The sequence below is a fragment of the Sphaerisporangium viridialbum genome (assembly GCF_049674955.1).
Classification (GTDB): domain Bacteria; phylum Actinomycetota; class Actinomycetes; order Streptosporangiales; family Streptosporangiaceae; genus Sphaerisporangium; species Sphaerisporangium viridialbum.
The window spans coordinates 2,323,483-2,349,398 of record NZ_CP187232.1; the positions used below are offsets into that span (position 1 = coordinate 2,323,483).

Annotated in this window: 16 protein-coding genes; 9 read left to right on the forward strand and 7 right to left on the reverse strand. The window is 72.3% G+C overall.

What is annotated here, in order from left to right; all coding sequences use genetic code 11:
• Positions 1–64: 64 nt before the first annotated feature.
• Together ACOZ38_RS10355 and ACOZ38_RS10360 are read right to left on the reverse strand one after the other, a co-directional pair.
• The gene (locus tag ACOZ38_RS10355; RefSeq protein ID WP_405151941.1) at positions 65–712 is read right to left on the reverse strand and encodes a response regulator; all 648 of its coding nucleotides are present in this window, start codon (positions 710–712) and stop codon (positions 65–67) included.
• Positions 713–761: 49 nt separating this feature from the next.
• A complete protein-coding gene (locus ACOZ38_RS10360; protein ID WP_424529946.1) occupies positions 762–2,759 on the reverse strand; it encodes a sensor histidine kinase in 1,998 nt (665 codons plus the stop codon).
• Between the two features lie 214 nt (positions 2,760–2,973).
• Here ACOZ38_RS10360 and ACOZ38_RS10365 point away from each other — a divergent pair, with 214 nt between their 5' ends.
• Positions 2,974–3,591: a hypothetical protein gene (locus ACOZ38_RS10365; protein ID WP_424529947.1), complete on the forward strand. Its 618-nt coding sequence runs from the start codon at positions 2,974–2,976 to the stop codon at positions 3,589–3,591.
• A gap of 52 nt (positions 3,592–3,643) precedes the next feature.
• Positions 3,644–7,003 carry a BTAD domain-containing putative transcriptional regulator gene (locus tag ACOZ38_RS10370; RefSeq protein ID WP_424529948.1) on the forward strand — a complete coding sequence of 1,120 codons (3,360 nt, stop codon included), beginning with the start codon at positions 3,644–3,646 and terminating at the stop codon, positions 7,001–7,003.
• Positions 7,004–7,130: 127 nt separating this feature from the next.
• Here the strand turns inward: ACOZ38_RS10370 and ACOZ38_RS10375 are convergent, their stop codons facing one another.
• From ACOZ38_RS10375 to ACOZ38_RS10385, 3 genes are all read right to left on the reverse strand, one after another.
• The gene (locus tag ACOZ38_RS10375; protein ID WP_424529950.1) at positions 7,131–7,703 is read right to left on the reverse strand and encodes a dihydrofolate reductase family protein; all 573 of its coding nucleotides are present in this window, start codon (positions 7,701–7,703) and stop codon (positions 7,131–7,133) included.
• A 205-nt stretch (positions 7,704–7,908) separates the two neighbouring features.
• Positions 7,909–8,697: a DoxX family protein gene (locus tag ACOZ38_RS10380; protein ID WP_424529951.1), complete on the reverse strand. Its 789-nt coding sequence runs from the start codon at positions 8,695–8,697 to the stop codon at positions 7,909–7,911.
• Between the two features lie 60 nt (positions 8,698–8,757).
• Positions 8,758–10,311 (reverse strand): MFS transporter, encoded by a 1,554-nt coding sequence (locus ACOZ38_RS10385; RefSeq protein WP_424529952.1) that lies wholly within the window; start codon positions 10,309–10,311, stop codon positions 8,758–8,760.
• 290 nt (positions 10,312–10,601) lie between these two features.
• Between ACOZ38_RS10385 and ACOZ38_RS10390 the strand changes: the two genes are divergently transcribed.
• The 6 genes from ACOZ38_RS10390 to ACOZ38_RS10415 all read left to right on the forward strand — a co-directional run bounded on the left by ACOZ38_RS10390 (position 10,602) and on the right by ACOZ38_RS10415 (position 20,947).
• Positions 10,602–12,473, forward strand: a complete 1,872-nt coding sequence (locus ACOZ38_RS10390) for a hypothetical protein (RefSeq protein WP_424529953.1) — start codon at positions 10,602–10,604, stop codon at positions 12,471–12,473.
• A gap of 175 nt (positions 12,474–12,648) precedes the next feature.
• Positions 12,649–15,003: an AAA family ATPase gene (locus ACOZ38_RS10395; protein ID WP_424529955.1), complete on the forward strand. Its 2,355-nt coding sequence runs from the start codon at positions 12,649–12,651 to the stop codon at positions 15,001–15,003.
• Between the two features lie 160 nt (positions 15,004–15,163).
• Complete coding sequence (locus ACOZ38_RS10400; RefSeq protein WP_424529957.1) at positions 15,164–16,147, forward strand: ABC transporter permease; 984 nt, start codon at positions 15,164–15,166, stop codon at positions 16,145–16,147.
• Positions 16,148–16,150: 3 nt separating this feature from the next.
• A complete protein-coding gene (locus tag ACOZ38_RS10405) occupies positions 16,151–17,059 on the forward strand; it encodes an ABC transporter permease (RefSeq protein WP_424536980.1) in 909 nt (302 codons plus the stop codon).
• Entirely contained in the window at positions 17,056–19,101 is a 2,046-nt protein-coding gene (locus tag ACOZ38_RS10410; RefSeq protein WP_424529959.1) for a dipeptide ABC transporter ATP-binding protein, read from the forward strand. The genes ACOZ38_RS10405 and ACOZ38_RS10410 overlap by 4 nt, the downstream gene beginning before the upstream one ends.
• Positions 19,102–19,141: 40 nt before the next feature.
• Positions 19,142–20,947: an ABC transporter family substrate-binding protein gene (locus tag ACOZ38_RS10415; RefSeq protein ID WP_424529961.1), complete on the forward strand. Its 1,806-nt coding sequence runs from the start codon at positions 19,142–19,144 to the stop codon at positions 20,945–20,947.
• 12 nt (positions 20,948–20,959) lie between these two features.
• On the opposite strand, the gene ACOZ38_RS10420 is transcribed toward ACOZ38_RS10415, so the two are convergent.
• Both ACOZ38_RS10420 and ACOZ38_RS10425 read right to left on the reverse strand, forming a co-directional pair.
• Positions 20,960–22,669, reverse strand: a complete 1,710-nt coding sequence (locus tag ACOZ38_RS10420) for a hypothetical protein (protein WP_424536981.1) — start codon at positions 22,667–22,669, stop codon at positions 20,960–20,962.
• Positions 22,670–22,881: 212 nt separating this feature from the next.
• The gene (locus tag ACOZ38_RS10425; protein WP_405145787.1) at positions 22,882–23,169 is read right to left on the reverse strand and encodes a hypothetical protein; all 288 of its coding nucleotides are present in this window, start codon (positions 23,167–23,169) and stop codon (positions 22,882–22,884) included.
• Between the two features lie 476 nt (positions 23,170–23,645).
• Between ACOZ38_RS10425 and ACOZ38_RS10430 the strand changes: the two genes are divergently transcribed.
• The gene (locus ACOZ38_RS10430; protein ID WP_424529962.1) at positions 23,646–25,745 is read left to right on the forward strand and encodes a SpoIIE family protein phosphatase; all 2,100 of its coding nucleotides are present in this window, start codon (positions 23,646–23,648) and stop codon (positions 25,743–25,745) included.
• Positions 25,746–25,916 lie beyond the last annotated feature (171 nt).

The following is a 25,916-nucleotide window of genomic DNA, read 5'->3' on the forward strand; positions in this document are numbered from 1 at the left end:
GCGACGCTGGGCAGCGAGCCGTAGTGGCCGTGAACCGCGGGATCCGCGTGACGTCGTCGAGGTGTCAGTGGCCGAGGCCGGCCTCGCGGGCCTGGACGATGGCCTGGGCGCGGTCGGCGACCTGGAGCTTGGCGAAGACGTTCGACACGTTGTTGCGCACGGTCTTCGGGGCCAGCGACAGGCGCTCGGCGATCCGCTGGTTCGACAGCCCCGCGGCGATGAGGTCGAGCACCTCCCGCTCGCGCGCTGTGAGCTGCGGGAACGGCGTCTCCCTCGGCGGCTGGGCGGTGACGAGCCTGGCGAAGTAGCGCGTCACCCGACCGGCGAGCGCCGGGCCGAAGATCACCTCGCCGCTGGCGACCGCCGTGATGGCGCGCAGGATCTCCGTCTGGTCCGCGCCCTTGAGGAGGTACCCCCGTGCGCCCGCCAGCATGGCGGCGAAGACGCTCTCGTCGTCCTCGTGCATCGTGAGCACGAGCACCCCGGTCTCCGGGCGCGCGGAGACGATGCGCTCGGTGGCCTTGACGCCGTCCAGCCGGGGCATCCGCAGGTCCATCACCACGACGTGCGGGCGCAGCTCGGCGGCGAGGGCCACCGCCTCCTCCCCGTCGGCGGCGGTGCCGACCACGTCGACGTCCCCGGTGGAGGCGAGCATCATCCGCAGGCCGTCCCGGTAGACGGGGTGGTCATCGGCGAGGAGCACCCGGGGGATCACAGGGACGCTCCTGCCCGAGCAGGGAGGAACACCGGGCCGGTCCGGATCATCGGGATGCTCCTGCCCGCGCGGGCAGCACCGCGTGGACGCGGGTGCCGCCGGTCTCGGCGGCGGCCACCGTGCACCGGCCGCCCAGCTCCTCGGCGCGCTCGCGCATGCCGAGCAGGCCCACGCCCACCAGGGCGCCAGGCCGGACTCCCCGGCCGTCGTCGATCACCTCGGCCTCCAGCTCGCTCTCGGTCACGGTCAGGCGGACCTCGCAGCCGGTCGCGCCCGCGTGCCGGGCGACGTTGACCAGAGCCTCGCAGACGATCCGGTAGGCCGCCACCTCGGTCGCGGCGGGCAGGCGGCTGAGATCTCCCCTGGCCTCGACGCGCACCGCGAGGCCGCCCTCCCGGAACCGGGCGCCCTCCTGTCGCAGCGCCTCTGCCAGGCCGAACTGGTCGAGGGCAGGCGGGCGCAGGCCGTGGACCAGGCGCCGCACGTCGCCGAGTACGGTGGCCAGGTCCCCCCTGACCTGGTCCAGCGCGTCGCGGGCGGCGCCTGCGTCACGGACGGCCAGGTTGCGGGCGGCCTCGATCTTCAGCGCGGCGGCGGCGAGCGTGGGGCCCAGCCCGTCGTGGAGGTCCCTGCGCAGCCTGCGACGCTCCTCCGCCACCCCGGTGACCATGCGCTCGCGGCTGTGCTGCAGCTCCTCGGTGAGTGCCGTGGCCCGTACCGCCGCGGCGGCCTGCCGTACGACGTCGGCGAGGAGCCGCTGGTCCGACTCGGACGGCGGCGCGCCCGTGCGCGGCACCAGCGCGAGCCGCCCGATCGAGGCCTCTCGATACGTGAACGGGAGCACCACCACATCGTCGCGGGGGGTGCCGTGCTCGACCACGACCGTCCGGCCGTCCGCGCGGTCCAGCTCGACCCGCACGTACGGGGAGCGGAACGACGCCGACACAACCCTGGCCACCTCCAGCAGCAGCTCGTCGGGCCCGACGGACTCCTCCAGCCGCCGGGCGAGCGCCGAGACCACGTCGTACGGCTCGGCCCGTCCGGTCAGGACACGGCTCACCCACCGGCGCGTGCGCGCGCGCAGCGGCGCGTAGACGACCGCGACCACGGCCGCCGCCAGGACCGCCGCGACCGGCTCGTCGATGAGCGCGCCGAGCCCCACGAAGACGGGCACGTCGATCGCGACGACCGCGATCGCGAGGCTGCCGTACAACAGGGTCCAGCCGAGCACCGGGTCGACGTCGTACAGCCGGTAGCGGCCCACGGCCACCAGGACCGCCGCGGCGATCGCCAGCAGCGAGACCACGAACGTGAGGTCCAGCGGCAGGCCGTCGACCACGAGCGGCGTCAGGATCAGGACCCCGTTCAGCAGCGCCGCCATCAGCATCCAGCGAAGCTGCGCGCGGCGGATGCCCGAGGACCCCCAGAACCGCCGGACGAACGCCGCCACCGGCACGAAGAGGCTCGGCACCAGCAGCGCCGGGGTGACGGCGATGGCGGCTCGCCAGACCTGGTCGGGGACGGGGGGAAGCGGGAGATCGCTCCCCGGCAACGGCCCTCCCGAGGACTGGCTCCCCCAGGGAACCGTGAGGAAGACCAGGACCGCGAGGCCGGTGGCACCGAGCGAGAGCGCGGCGGCCCACCTCCAGCGCGGTGACGGCAGCCGGCCGTCGGGGAAGAACAGCAGGACGAGAGGCGCGACCAGGTTCAGCAGCGGCCCCAGCCGCGCTCCGGCGAACACCGCGAGCGGGGTCAGCGGCAGCGTCCCTCCGTGCCGGGTCAGGGACAGCACCGCGTACGCCGCGGCGAGGCCGTTGACGCTCGCCACCACACCGCCGGCGATCAGCAGCCAGGTCATCAGGTGGCGGGGCAGGCGCATGGCGAGGACCCACCCGGTGACCGCGAGGGCCACGCCGGGAACCGTCGAGGACCACACGGCCCAGTCGAGAGGCTCCGGCCGCGTCACCGGTCCGGTCGCCACGTCGGCCCAGGTGGCGAGCGCGGCGGCGAGGACGCACAGCGCCGCGATCGTCGTCGCGCCCATCGCCGGACGATGGTGCGCGCCAGAGGGGCCGGACATGCTGATCAGCGTGTCATATGTCCATCTCGATGACACGGGAGCGGCGTCCCGTCCCACCCGGGACACCGGTCCCTGGCGGGGCCGGGCGGATCGAGGACTCCCGGCGCGGCTCCGCTCCCTGGGCGCCCGGGACGCCGGGCGGAGACGGTGGTCTTCCGACCGACCAAGGAGGACCACCATGTCCGTTCGCGTGCAGCGAAGCAACGTCAACCCGAACGAGCCCGCAGCGCCGCGGCGCGTCGTGGATCCGGCGCGGATCCGCGTCGCCGGGCTCTTACTCGCCGCGGGGGCGGCGGCCTGGGCGGCCGGCATCGTCATCCTGGGTGACAAGGTCCAGGAGGGCGTCCAGACCCTCGACACCATCACCGGGATGCTGTACATCGCGGGGGTCTTCGCCCTGGTCTGGGTGGTGCTCGCCACCCGGGGGACGGGCGACCGGTGGGGACGGGTGATCCCCGGGGGGCTGCTGGTCCTGCTCCCCGGCGCGTTCCTGCTGAACGCGCTCTCCTTCGGCTACGCGCACTACGACGACTTCCCGCTCCCGCTCTTGATCCTCGACGCCTGCTGGCCGCTCAGCATGCTCGGCATGCTGGTCCTCGGCATCGCCGTCGCGGTGACCGGCCGCTACCAGGGGCTGATGCGCTGGCTGCCGCTGCTCGCGGGAATGTGGTTCCCGGTGTCCATACTGGCGCAGCTCTTCGGGGGCCCCATCGTGTCGACCTACGTCAGCGCGGCGTGGCTGCTGGGCACCTATACCCACATCGGACTCCGGCTCGCCGCGCGCCCGGCCCTTTAACCGGATTCTTCGGTCACGCGCGGTATTGCACCGGAATGCAAGAATCGAGGACGTGTTCTTCGGCATCCTCGGCTCGACCGAAGCGTGGCGCTCCGACGGGAGTCCAGCACGTGTCGGCGGTCCCCGGGTGCGACTGCTCCTCGCGCTGTTGCTGGTCGACGCGGGTCAGGTGGTCGGCACTCAGCGCCTGATCGACGGCCTGTACGGCGAGAATCCCCCGGCGGACGCGGCCAACGCCCTGCAGTCGCAGGTGTCGCGGCTGCGACGCGGCCTCGGCCCGGAGGAAGGCCGGCTGCTGGAGCTCCACGCCGCCGGGTACCGGCTGGCGGTCGACCCGGACTCGGTGGACGCGCACCGCTTCCAGCGGCTGGCCAGGGAGGGGCGCCGGGCGCTCGCGGATGGTGATCCTTCCGGCGCCCGCGCGCACCTGGGCGAGGCCCTCCGGCTGTGGCGCGGGCCCGCGCTGGCCGATGTGCCGTTCGCCGGGGCGCGGGCCACCGGCCTGGAGGAGCTGCGGCTCGCCGCGCTGGAGGACCGCGTGCAGGCGGAGCTGGCGCTGGGCGGCCATCGCGAGGTGGTCGCGGAGCTCTTCGAGGTGGTGGCCGCCCACCCGCTGCGCGAGCGGCCACGCGCGCAGTTGATGCGGGCGCTGTACGGATGCGGGCGTCAGGCCGAGGCGCTGGCGGTGTTCGAGGACGGGCGGCGGCTGCTGGCCGAGGAGCTCGGCGCCGACCCCTCAGCGGACCTGACGACGGCACACCTGGCCATCCTCCGCGCCGACCCGTCACTCACCCAACCCTCACCGCCCTCATCGCCGCCCCCACCGCGCGCCGCCCCGGCATCCCCTTCCTCGCCGGGTACCGCCTCGGACCGTCCCGCCGCGTCCGCGCTGCCCTGGCAGGGGGTGCCGGCGCAGTTGACCAGCTTCGTGGGACGGGAGGAGGAGCTGCGGCGGGTCGGCAAGCTGCTGGGCGCGGGCCGGCTGGTCACGATCATCGGCCCGGGCGGCGCGGGGAAGACCCGGCTGGCGGTCGAGGCCGGGGAGCGGGAACAGGGCCAGGTGTGCTTCGTCGACCTGGCCCCGCTGGGGGAGGGGACGCGTGTGCCGCAGGCGGTGCTGAGCGCGCTCGGCCTGCGCGAGGCGGGGCTGTCGACGCTGGCACGCGGGCCTTCCGACGTGATGGGGCGGCTGCTGGCCGCGCTGGCCGACCGGCGGCTGCTGCTGATCCTGGACAACTGCGAGCACGTGATCGACGAGGCGGCCCGGCTGGCACGCCGGTTGCTGGGCGGTTGCGCCGGGGTCCGCGTGCTGGCCACGAGCCGGGAGGCGCTCGGGATCACCGGCGAGGCGTTGTGCCCGCTGCCGCCGCTCGGCCTGCCCGCCGGGAACGCGACGGTGCGGCTCGGCGTGGCCGGCGCACTGCGGTACCCGGCGGTACGGCTGTTCGCGGACCGAGCCGCCGCCGTCTCGCCGGATTTCGTGGTGGACGACTCGAACGCCGCGGCCGTGATGGGGATCTGCGTCGCGCTCGACGGCCTGCCGCTGGCCATCGAGCTGGCGGCCGCCCGGCTGAGGGCGCTGCCGGTGCGAGAGATGGCCGTCCGGCTCGGCGTGATGGGCCGGGAGGGCGAGGCGGGGCACGACCGGTTCGGCCTGCTGTCGCGGGGCGACCGCACGGCGGCGGAACGGCACCAGACGCTGCGCGCGGTGGTGGCCTGGAGCTGGGAGCTGCTGGACGCGGAGGAGCGCGTCCTGGCCCGGCGGCTGACGGTTTTCCGCGGCAGCGCGACCTTGGAGGCCATTGAGCAGGTGTGCGACCTGCCGGAACACCAGACGGCCGAGACGGCGCAGGAGCCGCGCGGGGCGGTGGTGGGGGTTTTGGCGGGGTTGGTGGACAAGTCGCTGGTGGAGGTGAGCGGCGGGCGGTACCGGATGCTGGAGACGATCCGGATGTTCTGCGCGGAGCGGCTGGCGGACGCGGGCGAGGCCGAGCGGTTGCGGGAGTCGCACGCGAGGTACTTCGCCGAGCTGGCGAGCACGGCGGAGCCGTGCCTGCGCAGGACGGAGCAGCTGGAATGGCTGGCACGGCTGACGCTTGAGCACGCCAACCTGCAGGCGGCGCTGCGCTGGGCGGTGAGCGGTGACCCGGTGATGGCGCTGGAGCTGCTGGCGAACCTGTCGGTCTACTGGTGGTTGCGCGGGCTGCCCAGCGAGGGAGGTTCGCCGGCGGCCGAACTGCTGCGCGTGATCGGCACCGAGCCGCCCGCCGGCCAGGAGGACGCGTACGTCGCGTGCGTGGTGCTCGCCGGACGGGATGGGTTCCACGCGCCCGGGCTGTGGCCGTACCGGGAGCGTGCCCGAGCGATCATGCGCTCCCTGGACAGGGCGCCGCGCCAGCCGTTCACGATGGTCCTGTGGGCGATGGCGACGGGTCCCGCCGCCGCCGAGGGCCGCAGCTGGGAGGGCTTCGGGGGCGCTGACGCGTGGCTGGAGGCGCTGAGCTGCCTCGGCGAGGGCTTCGGCGAGCTCTTCGGGGGGCGGGTGGAGGAGGCGCGGCCCGCGTTCACCTCGGCTCTTCACGGCTTCAGGTCCGTCGGAGACCGCTGGGGGACGATGCAGGCGCTGGACGCGCTCGCGGTGCTGGCCGAGTGGCGTGGCGACCGGGCGACCCACCAGGCGATGACCGAGCAGGCCCTTGAGCTGGCCGGGCAGCTCGGCGCGGCCGAGGACACGGCCGAGATGCTCTACCGCCTGGCCCACGGCCTGCTGCGCCAGGGCGACCCGGAGGGCGCACGCGCCACCTACGAGCGTGCCGGCGAGGTCGCCCGTACGGCCGGACTGCCCGCGGCGATGGCCGGAGCGTGGTTCGGCTTCGCGGAGCTGGCTCGGCTGCGTGGCGACCTCGCCGAGGCCAGGAGGTTCGGCGAGATGGCGCTGAGCGCCTGCGCCTCCGAATGGGTGACCACGGGAGAGCTTCGCACCCGGATCCTCGTCGGGCTGGGGAGGATCGCTGAGGCCGGGGGCGACCCGCGGGAGGCGGAGTCCCGGCATGCCGAGGCGCTGGACGACGCGCTCTCCCTGCGCCACCTCCTCAACGTGGCCGGTGTGGCCGAGGCGCTCGCGGGGGTCGCGCTCCTGCGCGGTGACGGCGAGCGCGCCGCGCTGCTGCTGGGCGCGGGAACGGCGCTGCGCGGCGCGACGATGCGGGAGGACCCGGACGTGCCCCGGGTCGCGGCGGCGTCCAAGGGGCTGATCGGCGCCACCGCCTTCGCCGCCGCCTACGAGCGCGGCGCGGCGATGACCCCGGTGGAGGCGCTGGTGCTGGCCGGCGTGCCTCCCGAGGCCCTGGACGGCCTGGTGCTCTGGAAGAGCGTCTTCGCCGACCCGAGAGCCCGGAACCGGCAAGGGTGACCGGAATCGTGCCCGGACCGCGAACCAACGGTCGCCTCGGCCGGGGGGTTCGGAGTGCGGTCGAGGCGACGCTGTGGCCGGTGAGGAGGGCCCGGCCGGTGTCATGCCCGGGAAGTTCTTCGCGTCGTCAGTCGCCGGAGGGCGGCACCGGCTCGTAATCGAGCACGATGACCCCGGATTCGGAGATGGTCGTGTCCACGAGTTCGAACTCGTTCATGTCGTATCCCTCGAAAATGGAATCGGAGCCGGAGCCCCCGAGCGTGACTGGATGGAGCCAGAGGCGGAACCGGTCGACCAGGCCGAGTTTCATCAGCTCGCGCACGATGCTGATGCTGCCGTAGACCAGGATGTCGCCGCCCGGCCGCTCCTTCAGCCGCGACACCTCGTGCGCGAGGTCGCCCTTGGCCAGGGTCGAGTTGTTCCAGGTGAGAGGCTCCTTGAGGGTCCTGGAGAACACGATCTTGGGGGTCTCGTTCATGTGGTCGGCGAATCCGGAGTCATCGGTCATGGACGGCCAGGAACCGGCCATTTGCTCGTAGGTGACTCGTCCTAGAAGGAGAAGGTCCGCTGCGAATAGCTGGTCGTGGGCGTATTTTCCGGTGTCCTCACGGAAACGTCCGGTAACCCAGCTCATGTCCCCTTTAGGGCCAGTGGCGAAACCGTCGAGGGTCGCGAACAGGGACACGATCGTCTTTCGCATGGGATCTCCTCATGACTGCGTTCGAGTAATCCGATGTATGGATATGGGCGGCCTTCTCTAACGCCTTCTCGGCCCCGGCTCCTTCGGTTGAAGAAGCGCTTCCGCACATGAGAATACCCCATCACCGACCACAGTAACGTTCAAGACAAAAAAAATTGTCGGTGGTTCGGCTGGAGCCGCCCGGTGCACGGCGATGGGGCGATGCCTAGCCGGGGTCGGTGTCGGTGGTGGCCTTCCGCCCGCCCGCGACGAGGCGGTCACGCTTGCCCGCCGAAGCGGACGAAGGAGAGGGAGCGGAGGAAGCCGAGGGGGCGTCGACGGGGCTGCCGGGCGTGGTGTCCTGCGCGTCGCCCGCGGGCCGCGCCGGGCGGCGGGGCCGCGTCTTGCGCGGGGCGGTGACCTCCGCGGTGTCGCCGGACTCCGTCTTCCCCTGTGGGAACGTCACCGGGCCCTTCGCGGACGTCTCGGCGCCGGCGTCCACGGGGCCGGCGTCCTTGGGCGGAGCGGTCTCGCGCGACGTCTCGCGCCAGGAGGAGATCACGTCGTCCGCCTCGGCGTCGGCGGCCATCTCGTCGGCGGCCTCCGCCTCGCGCCGCCGGATCACGACGAGGTGGTCGATGGACAGCCGCCCTGCCCCGACGACGGCCAGCAGCACGGACGCCGCGCCGAGCGCGACGATGAGGTTGATGTCCCCGCCGGTCAGCGGAAGGCCGGTGTCACCGCTCACCAGGACGAACACCGCGAGCGCCTCGACGAAGAGTATGAGCCCGCAGGCCGGCACGGCCAGGCCCGCGACCAGGAGCGCCCCGCCGATGAGCTCGATGAGCATGGTGGTGGCGGCCCAGATGCCGGGGCCGGGGGCGTCCATCTTCGCGAACTGCTCGCTCGTCGCGGTCAGCCCGAACTCGAGCTTGTGCCAGCCGTTGGCGAAGAAGATGCCGCCGACGCCCAGCCGGGCGGCCAGCGAAGCGAGATCCTGGAAGGTTCGTCTCACGGTAGCCATTCTCTCGGGGTCGGTCCGTGTTGCACAGACAATTGCCCTGTATCGCTTCCGTCATGCACGCCTGGAGGCGCGGCGTGGCAGCAGGAGCATGGCAGCGAGCGCGGTGACGCCCAGCAGGACCACGCTGACCAGGACGGTCGAGTGGAGCGCCGTCACGAACGCGGCCCGCGCGGCCTCCATCAGGGCGCCGCCGGCCGGCCCGCCGACCTTGCCCGCGACATGCGCGGCCGACGCGAGCGACTCCCTTGCCTGCCCCATGGCGTGCGGCTCGACCCCGGGCACGGTGCCCACGGACGGCGCGTACACGATCGTGGTGATCGTGCCGAGCACGGCGACCCCGAGGCCGGCGCCGAGCTCGTACGCGGTCTCCTCGATCGCGGCCGCTCCGCCCGCGCGCGACTCCGGCGCGGAGGCCATGATCGTGTCGGAGGCGGCCAGCAGCGCGACCTCCACGCCGAAGCCGATGCCGGCGAAGCACAGGCAGAGCATGAGCGGGTGCTGCTCGGTGCCCCAGGCGATGGTGGGCGCCAGGGACAGCCCCGCGAGCGCGAGGCCGCCCGCCATGGTCGCGCGAAGGCCGAGGCGCTGCAGGATGTGGGCGGCGCAGAGCCCGCCCGCGATGGCGGCCACCATGAGGGGGAGCATGCGCACGCCGGCCCGCAGGGGGCTGTCGCCGAGGACCAGCTGGAGGTACTGCGCGAGCATCAGCTCCAGGCCGACCAGGGCGAACACCGAGAGCAGCACGCACAGGACCCCGACCGCGAAGCCGCGCTGGGCGAACAGGCCGATGTCGAGCAGGGGATGGGCGAGCCTGCGCTGGCGGGAGGTGAACCACACGAGCAGCCCGGCACCCGCGAGGAGGATCACGATCGCGGGGAGGAGGCCGAGCGTCGCGCCATGCCCCGCCTCCTTCAGGCCGAAGGCGAGGAACAGGATGCCGAGGATGGAGAGCACCGCGCTCGGCGCGTCCCAGCGGTGGCCAGGATCGCCCGGCGACTCCGGCAGCAGGCGCACGGCCAGGGGCAGCGCCACGACGAGCAGCGGGACGTTGATCAGGAAGACCGCGCCCCACCAGAAGTGCTCGACCAGGACGCCCCCGACCAGCGGGCCGACGGCGGCGCCACCGGCGGCGACCGCGCTCCACACGCCGAGGGCGATGGCGCGCTCGCGGCGGTCGGTGAAGACCTGCCGGATGATCGAGAGCGTGGCCGGCATGATCATCGCCCCGCCGACGCCGAGGAGGGCCCGGGAGGCGATCAGGGTGAGCGGGGTGCCCGCGAAGGCGGCGGACAGCGAGGCGACCCCGAAGACCACGTAGCCCGCGAGGACGAACCGCCGCTTGCCGTACCTGTCGCCGAGCGTGCCGAAGGTGACCAGGAGCGGGGCCACGACCAGGGAGTACACGTCGATGATCCACAGCAGCTCGACCGCCGACGGCTCAAGGGCGGCGGTCAGCGCGGGCACGGCGATGTGCAGGACCGTGGCGTCCACGGCGATCAGCAGCAGGCTGAAGCACAGCAGGGCGAGCACCGACCACCGGCTTCTCCGGGGGTCCGCTGTGGTGCTCTCGGCGCGGACGCCGGGCCGGGTGCCCAAAACGGTCATGAGCACTCAAATGGGCTCGGCCTGCTGAACATGCGTGGCAGCTTAGGCCAATCTCGGGTGATTCCTCAGCAGCTTGGCGCAACGGCTGAGGACCGTCGGCGCGATGCGTTCAAGAAGATCACGATCATGGGTGTTCCACCATCTCCAGAGGCCCATGGGATGGGTGGTCAAGCTGGGGCGCCGCCGACCTCTCTAGAGAGCTATAGGTATATGTCCGACATCTAGGCAATCGGTGATCCGCAACGGACCATGACGAGGTGGGGAACGCCAGCGAGTCAGATCCCTCTCCGGTGCCATCCCCGCGAGACCGCTCCGATCCCCGGGCCTGGTGTGTGGTCGCCGTCGCGAGGCTGGCGCGCGATCAGCCCGAGGGGGCGCTGGAGGCCGCCGGCGAGGCGGTCGAACGCGACCCCGACGGCGAATGGGGCCATCGGCTGGCGAGTCTCGCCCTTGTACGCCTCGGCCGCGACTCCGAGGCGGTCGTCGCGGCTCAGGACGCCGTCCGGCTCGCACCCGGCTCCTGGGCCGCGCGGCTGAGGTTGGGCTCGATGCTCCGCAGGCTCCCCGGCCGGTGGCGGGACTCCTGGGCCCACGCGCGGCAGGCGGTGCGGTTCGCCCCCGAACAGCCCGACCCGCACGTCCTCATCGGCGACCTCGCCCTGCTGCGCGGCGACCACGAGCAGGCCGCCGCCGCCTACCGGGCAGCGCTGCGCAGGGACGACGACCATCCCGGCGCGCGGATCAACCTCGGGCTGACGTTCCTGCGCTGGGAACGGCCCCGCGACCACCACGACCCCACCTGGACGGTGGACCCCCGCGAGACCGGCCGCTCCCGCCGCGCCCTGGAGGTCTGGGCCAGGCAGGTGCGGGCGCTCCTGGCGATCTCCCTGGCCGTCGTCACCGTCCTGGCCTTCTGGTACGACCTGCGCGCCGAGGCGCGGATCGGCGGCGCGGCCGTCCTGGTGCTGGTGCTGGCGGCGACCGTGCGGCAGGGCCGGAGGATCACGGTGTGGAAGTACGTGCCCGGGATGCTCGCCCGCGACCTGTGGCTCTGCGTGGCCGTGTCGGTGACCTTCCTCGTGGTGGCGGCGTACGTGGCGGCGCTGGCCACGCTGCCGGCCTGGTCGCTCGCGGGCGAAATCGTCACGCTGGTCGCCGCCGTCTCCCCGCCCGCCATGGTCCGGTGGGAGGACGTCCTCGGCGGGTTCTGGGCCGGGCTGTTCGGGCTGGTGCTGTTCAACGGGGTGGCCGTGCTGGTCCTGCGCGCCTTCACCGAGGCGTGGCGCGGCAGGCCCGTACGGGCGCTCGCGGAGTTCACCGCCGTCCCGCCAGAGCGCGTCGGGCGGCGGAACACCGCCGTGACCCTGTGGATCGTCGCCGCGCGCCTGTGGTTCCTCGTGGCCGTGCTCGCCGTGGTCGCCGTGCTGCCCCTGATGGCCGCCGAGCGCCGCGCCGCGCTGGCGGGGGTCTGCGTACCGGTCGCCATGCTGTACGTCCGCGGGCGTGGCGGCCTGCGGTCGCGGATGCGCGAGATCCTGCGCGCCGACTGGTGGCTGGCGGTGGCGCTGGCGTTCCTGCTGGTGTCCTCCGCCGCCCTGGTGGTGGCGGGAGCCGTGCCCGCGCTGGGCCTCGCCCCCTGGATCGGCGAGCGGGCCTGGTGGTCGGTCGCGGGCGCGCTCCTCGTCGTGGTGGTCGCGTTCGTGGCGCGGGCCGCGCGGGCGTGGTGGCGCGGGTCGGCCGGGCCGTGGCGGGCCTCGCTGATCCTCTGCGAGGGATGCGGTCCGCGCCTGCCGGGCGAGGTAGGCCCGTCGGTCGCGCTCAGCCCCGAGGTGCGGCGGGCCTTCACCTACTCCCGCAGCGTCGTGCTGTCCTACACCGACGCCGGAGGCCCCCGTACGCTCGCCGTCGGGGCCGTGACCTCGGTGAGCGCGTCCGGAGAGCTGCGCCTGAACGCCGCAGAGGAGGCGTGGGCCGCCGCCGAGCGCGACCCGCGGGTGGCCGTCTTCGTCGCCGACCCGATCGAGCGGCGCTTCTGGGCCGAGGTACGCGGCATCGCCCTGCCGGACCCCGGGGAGGACGTGCTGCGGGTGACGCCCAAGCATGTCCTCGTCGGCGAGTACCCCGGCCGCCACGAGGCCCGCACCTCCCCCCGCAGACCCTGATCCCCGTACGGCCGCGCATCCCCGGTCCGGCGAGGACCGTCCCGCCCCGCGTTTCCCCGCCCGCCGGGGGCACCTCTCCGTAGGGACCTCGCGGCGCGTTGTGAAGGGCACGCGGCCAGGGACGCGCGCGTGGGGCCCTGGTGCGGTATAACCGGGAGGCGACCGGGGAGGCAAAATGCGGGACTCCGACAGGGCCCGGCCGGCGGGGCGCGCCGCGGCCCGTGAGGCGTTCGAGCATGTCCGACTACGTTATTTCCAGCTTTCCCGTACCACGAGACGGGTCATGTTCGCGGCCGTCCTCATCGGCGCCCTGATCCTCTCGGTCGTCCTCGGCTGGTCGCCTTTCTCGACGTTCCTCACCACCCTGTTACTCCTTGGCTTCGCCGAGCTGACCCTGCGCTTTCCCCGCGCCGCCGCGACCGTGCTCGTCGTGGTGGCGTGGTCGTGCGTGATGGTCGTCATGGGCGGGTACGTGCAGCCGCATTCCGCGCTGCCCACCCTGTTCATCCTCCTCGGCGTGCTGGTCGGGATCGCCGCCCACCTGATCCGGTGGGTGACGCCATGGGTGACCACGATCGCCGCCCTCGGCGCGGCCGCCATGGTCACCTTCGCCGTGGCCACGTTCTCCGCCGAGGGCGCCCTGTGGGCGGCGTACGGCGTGGCCGCCGCCGTGCTGGTCTACCGCCTCATCCAGGCGGGCCAGGCGCGCAGAAGGCTCGCGGCCTCGCAGGCGCAGGCGTCGTCCGCCCAGGCCAGGCAGCGGGTCAGGGACGGCGGCGGCGAGCGCGACGGCCTGGCCGAGCGCGCCACGCCCCCGCCGATCTCCGTCGAGGAGGCCCTCGGCGAGCTCGAGAGCATGATCGGCCTGGAGCCCGTCAAGGAGCAGGTGCGCTCGATCGCGGCCTCGATCGAGGCGTCCCGGCTGCGCGCGGAGGCCGGCTACTCCACCGAGCAGCCGATGCGCCACTTCGTCTTCGTGGGGCCGCCCGGCACGGGCAAGACCTCCGTCGCGCGCACAGTCGCCAAGATCTTCTACGCGTTCGGCCTGCTGGAGACCCCCTATGTCGTCGAGGCGCAGCGGGCCGACCTGGTCGGCGAGTATCTCGGCGCCACGGCGATCAAGACCAACGCGCTGATCGACCAGGCGCTGGGCGGGGTCCTGTTCGTCGACGAGGCGTACAGCCTGATGAACTCCGGCGAGGGGCAGTCCGACAGGTTCGGCGCGGAGGCCGTGCAGACCCTGCTGAAGCGCGCCGAGGACGACCGCGAGCGGCTCATCGTCATCCTGGCCGGTTACGAGAAGGAGATGGCCACCTTCCTCGGCTCCAACCCCGGCCTGTCGTCACGTTTCTCCACCCGCGTCAAGTTCCCGACCTACTCGCCGCCCGAGCTGCTGCGCATCACCGAGCTCCTGCGGGCGCGGCGGGGCGAGCGGCTGTCGCCGGACGCCCCTCCGGTGCTGCTGGGCCTGTTCGAGGACGTGCACCGCCGCGGGCTCATCGACGAGCTGGGCAACGCGCGGTTCGCCCGCAGCCTGGTCGAGGCGGCGGCGCAGGCCCGCGACGTGCGCGTGGTCGGCGCGGGCGGCTCTCCCAGCCGTGAGGATCTCGTCACCACCACGACCGCTGATCTCACCAAGGCGTTCTACGAGATCACCGCCAGGTTCCGCGGCTACCAGGCCACGCCGAGCCTGGAGGAGGCCCTCGCCGACCTCGACCGCATGGCCGGCCTCGAACCGGTCAAGCGGCAGGTCCGTGCCATCGCGGCGCAGCTCCGCGTCGCGCGGATGCGCCAGGAGCAGGGGCTGCCCGCCCCGCCGCAGATGCGGCACTTCGTGTTCGTCGGGCCGCCCGGCACCGGCAAGACCACGGTGGCCCGGGTGCTCGGCCGCATCTTCGCCGCGCTCGGGCTGCTGTCGCGCCCCGACGTTGTGGAGGCCTCCCGGGCCGATCTCGTCGGCCAGCACCTCGGCGCCACGGCGATCAAGACCAACGAGCTGGTCGACAGGGCGCTCGGCGGCGTGCTGTTCGTCGACGAGGCGTACAGCCTGGTCAACAGCGGCTACCAGGGAGGGGACGCCTTCGGCGTCGAGGCCGTGCAGACCCTGCTGAAGCGCGCCGAGGACGACCGCGACCGTCTCGTCATCATCCTCGCCGGGTACGCCTCCGAGATGGAGCGGTTCCTGGTCACCAACCCCGGCCTGGCGAGCAGGTTCAACCAGCGCGTGGCGTTCCCGTCGTACAGTCCCGCCGAGCTCACCGAGATCGCGGGGCTGCTGGCCGAGCACTCGGGCGACCGCTTCGACGAGTCCGCGAGGCGCGACCTCGCCGACGTGTTCTCGTGGGTCTGCGCCGAGGGCCTGATCGACGAGCTGGGCAACGGCCGCTTCGCCCGCTCGCTGTTCGAGCGGGCCGCGCTGGGGCGCGACGTACGGCTCGCCGGGCGCGGCGGCACCGCGAGCGCCGAGGACCTCACGACGATCACCAGCGACGACGTGCGCACGGCCGTGGACGAGCTCGCCGACCGCTGAGCCGGTGCACCTGGAGCCGCCGGAGGCCGACACCTGGCCCGGTTGACCACATTCCTGTCACCGGATGGTTACGGGATGTAGCAGGATGGGCACGGAGGGTCGCGGGCCGCCCCTCACGACGGTCATCCGGCAACACGTGGCAATCGGCGGAAGGGGGGCGATGGCAGGGTTCCTGCTCCGCCGGTTGGTCAACTACGCGGTGTTGATCGCCGTCGCCACGAGCCTCGCGTACATGCTGGCGGCCACCGCGCTCAACCCCAGGTCCAACTACGAGGGGCGCACTCCCCGCCCGCCCGCCGCGGTGGTCGACGCCCAGCTCTCGCAGTACAACCTCAACGACCGCACCCCGCTGTTCGAGCGCTACCTCAGGTGGGCGGGCGGGGTGGCGCGCGGCGACTTCGGCCGCACCTGGAACGGCGACATGGTCAACGCCGAGCTCCGGCGGCGTCTCGGCGTCACGCTGCGGCTGATCCTGCTCGGGCTGGTGCTCGGCAGCGTGGCGGGGGTCCTCATCGGGGCCTGCGCGGCGGTCGGGCAGTACGGCTGGTTCGACCGGCTGTCCACCGTGGCCGCCTTCCTCGTGCTCGCGATCCCGACCGTCGTGCTGGCCAACATGCTGATCATCGGCGCGGTCTGGCTCAACGACCATCTCGGCACGCAGATCTTCCTGGTCAGCGGCGAGGCGAGCCCGGGTCTCGAAGGCGGCGCGGGCGCGGCGCTGCTCGACCGCGTCAAGCACCTCGCCCTGCCCACGCTCTCGCTGGCGATCGGGCAGGTCGCCGTCTACAGCCGCTACCAGCGCAACATGATGCTCGACGTGCTCGAAGCCGACTTCGTCCGCACGGCCATGGCCAAGGGCCTGCGCCGGCGCACGGCGCTGGTCAAGCACGCGCTGAGAACCGCGCTCATCCCGGCGGTCACCTACTTCGCGTTCACCTTCGGCTCGCTGCTGGTCGGCGCGACGATCACCGAGTCGGTCTTCGGCTGGCACGGCATGGGGGAGGAGCTCGTCGCCTCCATCCGCACCAACGACGTCAACATGGTCGCGGCGATCAGCTGTTTCGCCGCGCTGGCCGTGCTGCTCGCGTCGCTGGCCTCCGACGTGCTGCACGCCTACCTCGACCCGAGGGTGCGGGTGGGCTAGATGATGACGCTTCCGGAGGAGGAGTTCGCCGAGGTCGAGGCGGGGGCCGAGCGCGTGCGCGTCCCGTCGAGGACCCGCGTGGTGGCCGCGCGCTTCTTCCGGAGCAGGCAGGGGCGGCTGGGCTTCGGCCTGCTGGCGTCCCTGTTCCTGCTCGCCTTCCTCGGCCCGCTGTTCTACCGCTGGTCCTACACCGACATGGACTTCTCGGCGTTCATGCAGCCGCCCTCGCCCAGCCACTGGTTCGGAACGCTCCAGACCGGGTCGGACGTCTTCGCCGTGACGCTGCGCGGGGCGCAGAAGTCGCTGATCGTCGGCCTGCTCGTGGCGGTGCTGTCCACGGCGGTCGCCGCGACGGCGGGCTCGTTCGCCGGATACTTCCTCGGCTGGACCGACCGCACGCTCATGTGGGTCGCCGACCTGCTCCTCGTCCTCCCGGCGTTCCTGATCCTCGCGATCATGTCCCCGCTGTTCACCGGGGGGCGCTGGCTGCTGTTCGTGATCATGCTGGCGCTGTTCCTGTGGATGGTGACCTCGAAGATCGTCCGGGGTATGACCAAGGCGATCAAGGAACGGGAGTACATCATGGCGGCGCGGTTCATGGGGGTGCCGTCGTCGAAGATCATCTTCCGGCACGTCATCCCGAACCTCGCGTCCCTGCTCATCGTGGACGCCACGCTGAACGTCAGCGCCGCCATCCTCACCGAGACGAGCCTGTCGTACTTCGGGTTCGGCATCCAGCCGCCCGACGTGTCGCTCGGCAGCCTGATCGCCGACGGCTCGAGGACCGCCATGTACGCCCCGTGGTCGTTCTGGTTCGCCGCCGGCGGCCTGGTGATCATGATCCTGGCGGTCAACCTGATCGGCGACTCCCTGCGCGACGCGTTCGACCCCGGCGCCAGGAGGCCGAGGTGAGCGGCCCGGTCCTCGAGGTGCGCGACCTGGAGGTGCGTTTCGGCGACGTCCCGGCCGTGCGCGAGGTCAGCTACTCGGTCGAGGCGGGCGAGGTGCTCGGCATAGTGGGCGAGTCGGGCGCCGGCAAGTCGGTCACCTCCCTGGCGGTGATGGGCCTGCTGCCCCGGCACGCCAAGGTGACCGGCTCGGTGCTCCTGCACGGCCACGAGTTGCTGGGCGCCCCCGAGCGGGACCTCGCCGCCCTCCGCGGCAAGACCATGTCGATGGTCTTCCAGGACCCGCTCTCGGCGATGACACCGGTCTACCGCGTGGGAGACCAGATCGCCGAGGCCGTGCGCGTCCACCAGAGGGTGGGCCGCGAACGCGCGGCAGAGCGGGCCGTCGAGCTGCTCGACCTGGTGGGCATCCCGCACCCGCGGCAGCGGGCCAGGGCCTTCCCGCACGAGTTCTCCGGGGGCATGCGGCAGCGCGCGATGATCGCCATGGCCATCGCGAACGACCCCGACGTGATCATCTGCGACGAGCCGACCACCGCGCTCGACGTCACCATTCAGGCCCAGGTCCTGGAGGTGCTCAAGACCGCCCAGCGCGAGACCGGCGCGGCCATCGTGCTGATCACCCACGACCTCGGGGTGGTGGCGGGCTTCGCCGACCGCGTGCTCGTCATGTACGCGGGGCGCGAGGTGGAGGTCGGCACGGTCCGCGACGTGTACTACCGCTCGCGCATGCCGTACACCATCGGCCTGCTGGCCTCGGTGCCCCGCGTCGACACGGGCAAGGAGACGCCGCTCGTGCCGATCGACGGCAATCCTCCCTCTCCGGCCGATCTGCCGCCCGGCTGCCCGTTCGAGCCTCGATGCCCGATGGCCATCCCCGAGTGCGCGATCGCCGAGCCGCCGCTGAGGGAGGTGGCCCCCGGCCACCGGGCGGCCTGCATACGCGCGGAGGAGATCGGCGCGCCTGCCCCTCCGTCCGCCGCTCCGCCCCGTGCCGGCCAGGCCGCCGCCCCGCCCTCCTCGGTACGAGCGCCGCGCGAGCGGCGCCCCGTGGCGCTCCAGGTCGACGACCTGGCGAGGCACTACCCCCTGATGAAGGGCGCGGTCTTCAGGCGCCGGGTCGGCACGGTCCACGCGGTCGACGGCATCGGCTTCGACATCCGCGAGGGCGAGACGCTCGGCCTGGTGGGGGAGTCCGGCTGCGGCAAGACGACGGCGCTCATGGAGATCCTGGAGCTCGCCAGGCCAGAGCGGGGCCGCGTGGTCGTGTTCGGGCGTGACACCGCCGAGCTGACCCCCCGCGACCGCATGGCCGTCCGGCGGCACCTGCAGGTGGTCTTCCAGGACCCTCTCGCCTCGCTGGACCCCCGGATGACCGTCCACGACCTCGTGGGCGAGCCCCTGGCCGCCCATGGGTACAGGGACACCGGCGCGAGGGTGCGCCGGCTGCTCAGGCTCGTCGGCATGGAGCCCGCGGACGCCTCCCGCTACCCGCAGGACTTCTCCGGCGGCCAGCGCCAGCGCGTCGCGATCGCCCGGGCGCTGGCCCTCGAGCCCCGGCTGATCGTGCTCGACGAGCCGGTGTCCTCGCTCGACGTGTCCATCCAGGCCGGGGTGATCAACCTACTCGAGGACCTCGCGCGCCGTCTCGGCCTCTCCTATCTCTTCGTGGCCCACGACCTGTCGGTGGTGCGGCACATCGCCGACCGCGTGGCCGTGATGTACCTCGGCAGGATCGCCGAGATCGGCCGGGTGGGCGAGGTGTACGGCGCGCCGATGCATCCGTACACCCAGGCACTGCTGTCCGCCGTCCCGATCCCCGATCCCGACAAGGAGCGCGAGCGCCGCCGCATCCTGCTCGACGGGGACCTCCCCAGCCCCGCGAACCCCCCCTCGGGCTGCCGGTTCCGCACCCGGTGCCCCAAGTTCAAGGTCCTCACGGACGAGCGCAGGGTGCGCTGCGTCGAGGAGGAGCCCGAGGTCCGCCCCTTAGGTGACGACCACGGGGCCTCCTGCCACTACGCGGAGAGGCTCGACGTCGTCTAGTGGGCGACGCCGGACATAAACCTATATATAGGGAGGAAACGTGACTGCAGTCCGGAGGGGACGGCCGGGCGCGGGGGAGCCGCGCGGGAGCGCCGGCGTGCCCTCGCCGTCGGGTGTCCCGATCAGGGCGCTCACTCGCGGCCGCAGGGGCCCGCTCGCGGCCCTCGCCCTGGTCGTCGCCCTGTCTCTCACGCTCACGGCCTGTGGCGGTGGCCAGGGCGGCGAGGGCGGTACGACCACGGGGAAGGTCGCGCCGGTGATCAAGGCCTTCGACATCAACCAGCTGCCCCGCGACCGGGTCAAGCAGGGGGGCGTCCTCCACTGGGGGCTCACCGAGTTCCCCACGCAGTGGAACCTCAACCACGTCGACGGCAACCTCGCCGAGGTCAAGAAGGTCATCGACGCCCTGATGCCCGCCGCGTTCCGCTCCGACGAGAAGGCCAACCCGGTCCCGAACACCAACTACGTCACCGACGCCCGGGTGACGGCGACCAACCCCCGCCAGGTGGTGACGTACACGCTGAACCGCAGGGCCCGCTGGTCGGACGGCAAGCCGATCACCTGGCAGGACTACGAGGCCCAGTGGAAGGCCCTGAACGGCGGGAACCCCGACTTCCACGTCGCCGCCACCACCGGCTACCAGGACATCGCGAGCGTGGCGCGCGGCCGGGACGACTACGAGGTGCTGGTGACCTTCCAGAGCCCGTTCTCCGAGTGGCAGTCGCTGTTCTGGCCGCTCTACCCGAAGTCGACCAACGCGACGCCGGACGCCTTCAACACGAGCTGGCTGAACCGCATCCCCGTCACCGCGGGCCCGTTCAAGTTCGCCTCCTTCGACCAGACGGCCAAGACGACGACGCTCGTCCGCGACGACGCCTGGTGGGGCGACAGGGCCAAGCTCGACAAGATCATCTACCGTTCGCTGGACACCGAGGCGCTGGTCGGGGCGTTCACCAACGGCGAGCTGGACGTCTTCGACGTCGGGCCCTCAGCGCCCGACTACGCCAGGGCCAAAAGCGCCAAGGGCGCGGTCATCAGGCAGGCCGCGGGCCCGGACTTCCGGCACTTCACGTTCAACGGCGAGAGCCCTGCGCTCTCCGACGTCAGGGTCCGCCAGGCGATCGTCCTCGGCCTGAACCGCGACGCGATCACGCGCTCCGACCTGCAGGGCCTCAACTGGAACAGCGCGCTGCTCAACAACCACTTCTTCATGAACACCCAGGCGGGCTACCAGGACAACGCGGGCGCGCTCGGGAGGTACGACCCGGCCAAGGCCGAGAAGCTGCTCGACGCCGCGGGCTGGCTCCGGGCGAGCCCCACCCGCCAGAAGGCCGGCGAGGTGCTCACCCTCCGCTTCGTGATCCCCGCCGGGCTGCAGCTCAGCAAGTCGGAGGGCGAGCTGGCGCAGGCCATGCTGGAGCGCATCGGCGTCAAGGTCACGATCCAGTCCGTCCCGAACGACGACTTCTTCTCCAAGTACGTCATCCCCGGCAACTTCGACATCGCGCCGTTCTCCTACATCGGCACGCCGTTCCCGGTCTCCAGCAGCTACGGCACGTACGCCAACGGGGTCAAGGCGTCGGACGGCAAGGTCCAGTGGAACGCCAACTTCGGCAGGTCGGGCAGCCCCGAGATCGACACGGCGATGAAGAGGGCGTCGTCCGACCTCAACGCGGAACAGGCGAGGAACGACGCCAACGAGGCCGACAAGCTGATCTGGCAGAAGGTCAACGTGCTCCCGCTCTACCAGCGGCCGCAGAACTGGGGGGTGAAGTCCACGCTCGCCAACATCGGGGCCCCCGGGTTCTACACCCTGAAATACGCCGACATCGGCTTCACGGGCTAGCGGGGCGCCCGATCACTGGGCGGGGGGCTCGTCGGGGATGTCGGCGATGTCGTCCAGCGCGGCGGCCAGCTCGTCGGGGTGGTCGCCGATGCGCTCCGCGATCTCCATGAGCACGTGCAGCACGTCGTGCCGGTCGTGCCCGAGGTCGAGCAGGCGCTGGGCCGCCTCCCACATCTGCTCGGGATCGCCGTCCCACAGCCGCTTGGCGATCTCCTCGTGCCAGGCGAGGTGCTCGGCGTAGTCGGGACGGCCGCGCTCGTCCGCGTGGTCGATCTCCACCAGGATGCGGCGGTCGGCGTCCTCGGCCGGATGGAGGGCCGAGAGGTCGATGTCGCCGTGCGTGCCCTCCAGGAACGGGAACGCGAACGCCCGCCTCGCGAGGGCCGACAGATCGCCGTCCGGCAGCAGGCGCTCGACGAGGGACCGGTCCAGGCCGAAGGTCGTCGGATCGCGGTAGGCCTCGGTGAAGCGGCCCGTGGCCTCCCAGACGGCGTCCAGCGTCGCCCTGAGACCCTCGTCGGGCAGCCCGGTCTTCGGGGCGGCGAACCTGACCCACGACAACAGCACGTGGGGCATGGCCTCCTGCTCGGCGGGGTCGAGGAGGACCTTGCGCGGCAGCCAGTCGAGCAGGAACGTCTCGCACTTGGTGGGGCTGACCCGCAACGGGCGGTTGAAGTCCTGGTCGCAGCCGTAGTCGATGATGTGGTCGGCGCACCGGGAAGCGGCCGAGGGGTCGGAGAGGTGCTCGGCCGCGTCGGAGGCCAGGAACTCCGCCGCGAGCATCGCGCGGCGGTCGCGGCTGTAGGGCGCCTCGCTGAAGAGCGGGGCGGGGCGCTTGCGACCCGGGGGCAGCGCCTTGATGCGGGCCCTGGCGAAGGCGTGGTAGGCGCTGTAGCTGTCGCTGACGAGCTTGGGCGACTTGCGGCCCAGCGACCCGGTGGTGGCCTTCATCGCGAACTCCAGGAGCGCCCTGGCCTGCTGCGGCTCGATCTCCTCGAAGCGCAGCATGGGATTGCCCGCGGCCTCCAGGCCGGCCTTCTCGAGCAGGCTGTCGACCTGGGAGGAGACCCACGCGTCGCGGGCCATGCCCCGCATGTTGTAGTCGACGATCACCACCAGGGCGTGGGAGTCCTCGCTGTGGGCCTCGGGGGCCCGCCCGGCCGCCTCGCTCGTGGAAGTGCCGCGGCCCGCCGCCTCGTGCCCGCCCGCGGGGTCGCTGGCCTCGGCGTCGCGATCGTGCCCGTTCGCGCCGGAACGGTGGCCGGGGCCCGCCGCCCCGCCCTGGCCGGCGGACGCGGGCCGGCCCATGCCGATCTTGCCCTGGGCGGACTGGTTGGGAAAGCCCCGGTAGGCGAAGGTGCACACCACGGTGTCCTGGTCGCCGTAGGCGTCCCTGGACACGTAGCAGCCCCGGGGTTTGACCGCTCCAACCCGCTCGGCCCAGCGCGGCCTCGCCACGTCGGACTCCATCAGGGCCAGCGCGGCGCCCTCGGCCTTGGCGGCCTGACGGGCGGTGCCGAGATAGGCCACGGCGATCAGCAGCGTCAGGGCGGCGGGCGTGCCCGCCTTGGCGGCGTAGTCGACCAGGCCCTCGCCGAGGAACTCCTCGACGTCGCCCCGGCGCAGGCGGCGGCCCCACCACGCGCCGAGCATGTCGGACACCATCAGCTCGGCGTCGAGCGGGGTGCGGACGGCGAGCAACTCGCGGGCCGCCAGAAGCATCTCCGCGAACACGTCGTCCGGCGGCTGGGTGCCCCGGGGGTCTCGTCGTCGTCGGCGGCTCACGCCCCTTACCTTCTCGCATTCCAGGCCCAAACGGTGCACGGAACGCCGCCTGGTGACCCCGCTGTTACCCGGAAGGCCCGACTGTTACCGACCTGGGCCTGCGAGTGTCACCGGCAGGGGGCATGTGTGTTACCCCTGGCCGGGCCCGGTCATCCGGGAGGGCTCACGAGGGGGGCCGAGCTGACGAGCGCGAGCAGGTGCTCTCGGGCGATGCGCTCCACGACGGGGGCGGTGACGTCGACTCCGAGGTGGGCGGCGCACGCCCACACGTCCTCCACGCATCGTTCCACGATCTCGATGGGCACGGTGAGGAACTCGTCGGAAAGGCGCGCGCTGACGAGCTCACGCGGTCCGGCCGCGCCCGATTGGGCCGCGTGCGGTCCGGATACTCGCGGTTCGGTGGTTCCCCAGGTGAAACGCGTTGCTAGAGCAGGCATGGGCGGTTTCGCATCCTCCCGGTGAGCCGGGGGAGATCCATCCCCCGGACCAGTGCGCTGAGGGGGCGTGCGTACTCATTCCATCTTGTATCGCGGAGGTGTCAACCCCTAAGGGTTAAGGGCACATCCGGCACCACACGGCTTCTCCTGTGGGAAGCTGTTCCCCAGCGCGTCCGGTTGCCGGACACGCCGTGCCCCAGGGCACGACGCGTTACCGTGCGGGTCCGAGGTGGCGGAAGGTGAAGGCTTGGCCGAGGTGGCGGAGACCGGGCAGACCAAGGGGCGAGTGCCGAGAAAGTCGGCCGATCTTGCTGCACACCGCGGCGCGTTTTTGACAGGATGCGTTGACCGCATCGCGGCCGGGGCTTCCGTCCGTGCGTGCCCATCGCCGATGATGTAGTGCAGTTCGCGCTACCAATCACAGTTATGGAGATGTGCCTCGTGGGAGACCCTGGCACGCGACGGAGGTGCCGACCATGAGCGCCGAAACCTCCGTGCCCCGTCCCCGGGAGTCGGGTGTGGACATCTCAGACCCCGCCCTGTTCCAGGGCCTGCTCGCTGAGGCGCCGTTCGCCTTCGCGTTCTTCGACACGGCCGGCAGGTTCCAGCGGGTCAACCAGAGCTTCGCCGACGTCAGCGGGCTCGCCGCCGACGAGCACGCCGGTCACGCGGCGTCCGAGATCCTCGCCGCCGACCTCTCGGCCCTGATCGACGCGGCGCTGCACAGGGTCGTCGAGGAGCACCGCGCGATCGCCAACGGCGACCAGCGCTACCGCACCATGTCCGCCACCGGCGAGCAGCGGCACTGGACCCTGTCGTTCTATCCCATCCACGGTGACAAGGGCGCGCTGGCCGGGGTCGCCCTGTTCGGCGTCGACGTCACCGAGCGCCAGCTCACCGAGGAGGAGCTGCGCCGCAGCGAGGAGCGCTACCGCTCGCTGGTGGAGTCGCAGCAGCAGCTCGTGTGGATCACCTCGCCCACCGGCGCCGTGATCGAGGACGCCCCGCAGTGGCGCGCCATCACCGGCCAGAGCCTCGAAGAATACCTCGCCTACGGCTGGCTGGAGGCCGTCCACCCCGATGACCGCCCGGCCGCCGACGAGGCCTGGCGCGAGGCCCTGCGCGGGCGCACTCTGTTCGAGTGGAGCTATCGCGTCCGCACCCGGGCAAGCGGTTACCGGCACTTCGAGGTGCGGGCCGTCCCGATCATCCGGCACGGCCGGGTCATCGAGTGGGTGGGCGCCAACAGCGACGTCACGCCGCAGCGTGAGGCCGAGGAGATGCGGGGCCGCCTGACCGACCAGCTCGGCGCCGCCGCCCTGCGCACGGCACGCCTGCAGGGCGCCACGGCGATGCTCGCCGAGGCGCTCACTGTCGAGCAGGTCGTGCAGGTCATCATCGACGTCGGCCGCACCGCCCTGGCCGCCGACAGGTCGGCCGTCGCCCTCCTCGACACCGATCGGGCCGCGCTGAAGCTCACCAACAGCGGCGGCCTTCCCGATGTTCCCGGGGCGGCCGGCGAGGAGATCCCGCTCTCGCAGTCCAGCGTGATGACCATGGCGGTCAACAGCCGCAGGCCCGTGTTCGCCGAGTCGCCCGACAGCCTCCGCGCCCAGCTCGTGGAGGCCGGCGGCGACGAGGCGGTGGTCGCGGGCTTCCTGGCCCACAGCGACGAGCGGGCGTGGGTCGGCCTCCCGCTGCTGGCCGCCGGGCGGGCGCTCGGCGCGCTTCGGTTCGCCTTCACCCGGCCGCAGAAGATCTCGCAGGAGGACGGCGTCTTCCTGGAGGCCCTGGCAGGGCAGTGCGCGCTCGCCGTGGAGCGGGCCACGCTGTTCGAGCGCGAGTACCGCACCGCCGAGACGCTGCAGCGCAGCCTCCTGCCCGACCGCCTGCCGGTGATCCCCGGCCTGGTGCTCGCCCAGCGCTTCCGCTCGGGCAGCAGGCACGTCCAGGTCGGCGGCGACTGGTACGACGCGTTCGTCCTGCAGGACGCCCGGGTGGCGGCCGTCGTGGGCGACGTCATGGGCAAGGGCGTCAAGGCCGCCGCGGGCATGGGCCGCATCCGCAACGCCATGCGCGCCCTGGCCCTCACCAACCCGCCGCCCGCGGCCGTGCTCACCGGCCTCGACAGGGTCTTCGACGCCACCGAGGAGGAAGAGCAGGTCACGACCCTGGCGTACATGGTCGTCGAGCCCGGCACCGGCGAGGGCACCCTCGCGCTGGCCGGTCACCCGCCGCCCCTGCTGGTGTCGCCGCAGGGCACGGCGGTGCTGTCCGAGGGCGAGCCCGGCACCCCGCTCGGCTGGCCCACCATCCGCAAGCAGTTCCGGTTCTGCGTCCCGCCGGGTCACACCGCGGTGCTCTACTCGGACGGGCTCGTGGAGAACCGCAAGCGGGGGCTCGACGCCGGACTCGCAGAACTATGTTCTGTGGTCGGCGAAGCGCCCCCTGAAGTCCTAGGAAATCCGCATATGTTGCTTGACTTCCTGGTGGATCGGATGCTGGCGGGGTATGAGCAGGACGATGACGTCACGGTGCTCGCCGTTCATGTGCCGGCCGCCACAAAGAGTGACTGAATGAAACAGTCATAAGGGTTGCTTTCGGGTATCGGTGACCCGCTTCCGTACGCACTACTGTTCCGGTCGGCCTAGGGTGGAGGGCAACCGCTGTGAGGCGGCCGTAAGGACGGCGGGGTCATGCCAGAATGCTGGGCAGGTACGTCGCGGTCCGCACGGCCCTCCACCGAA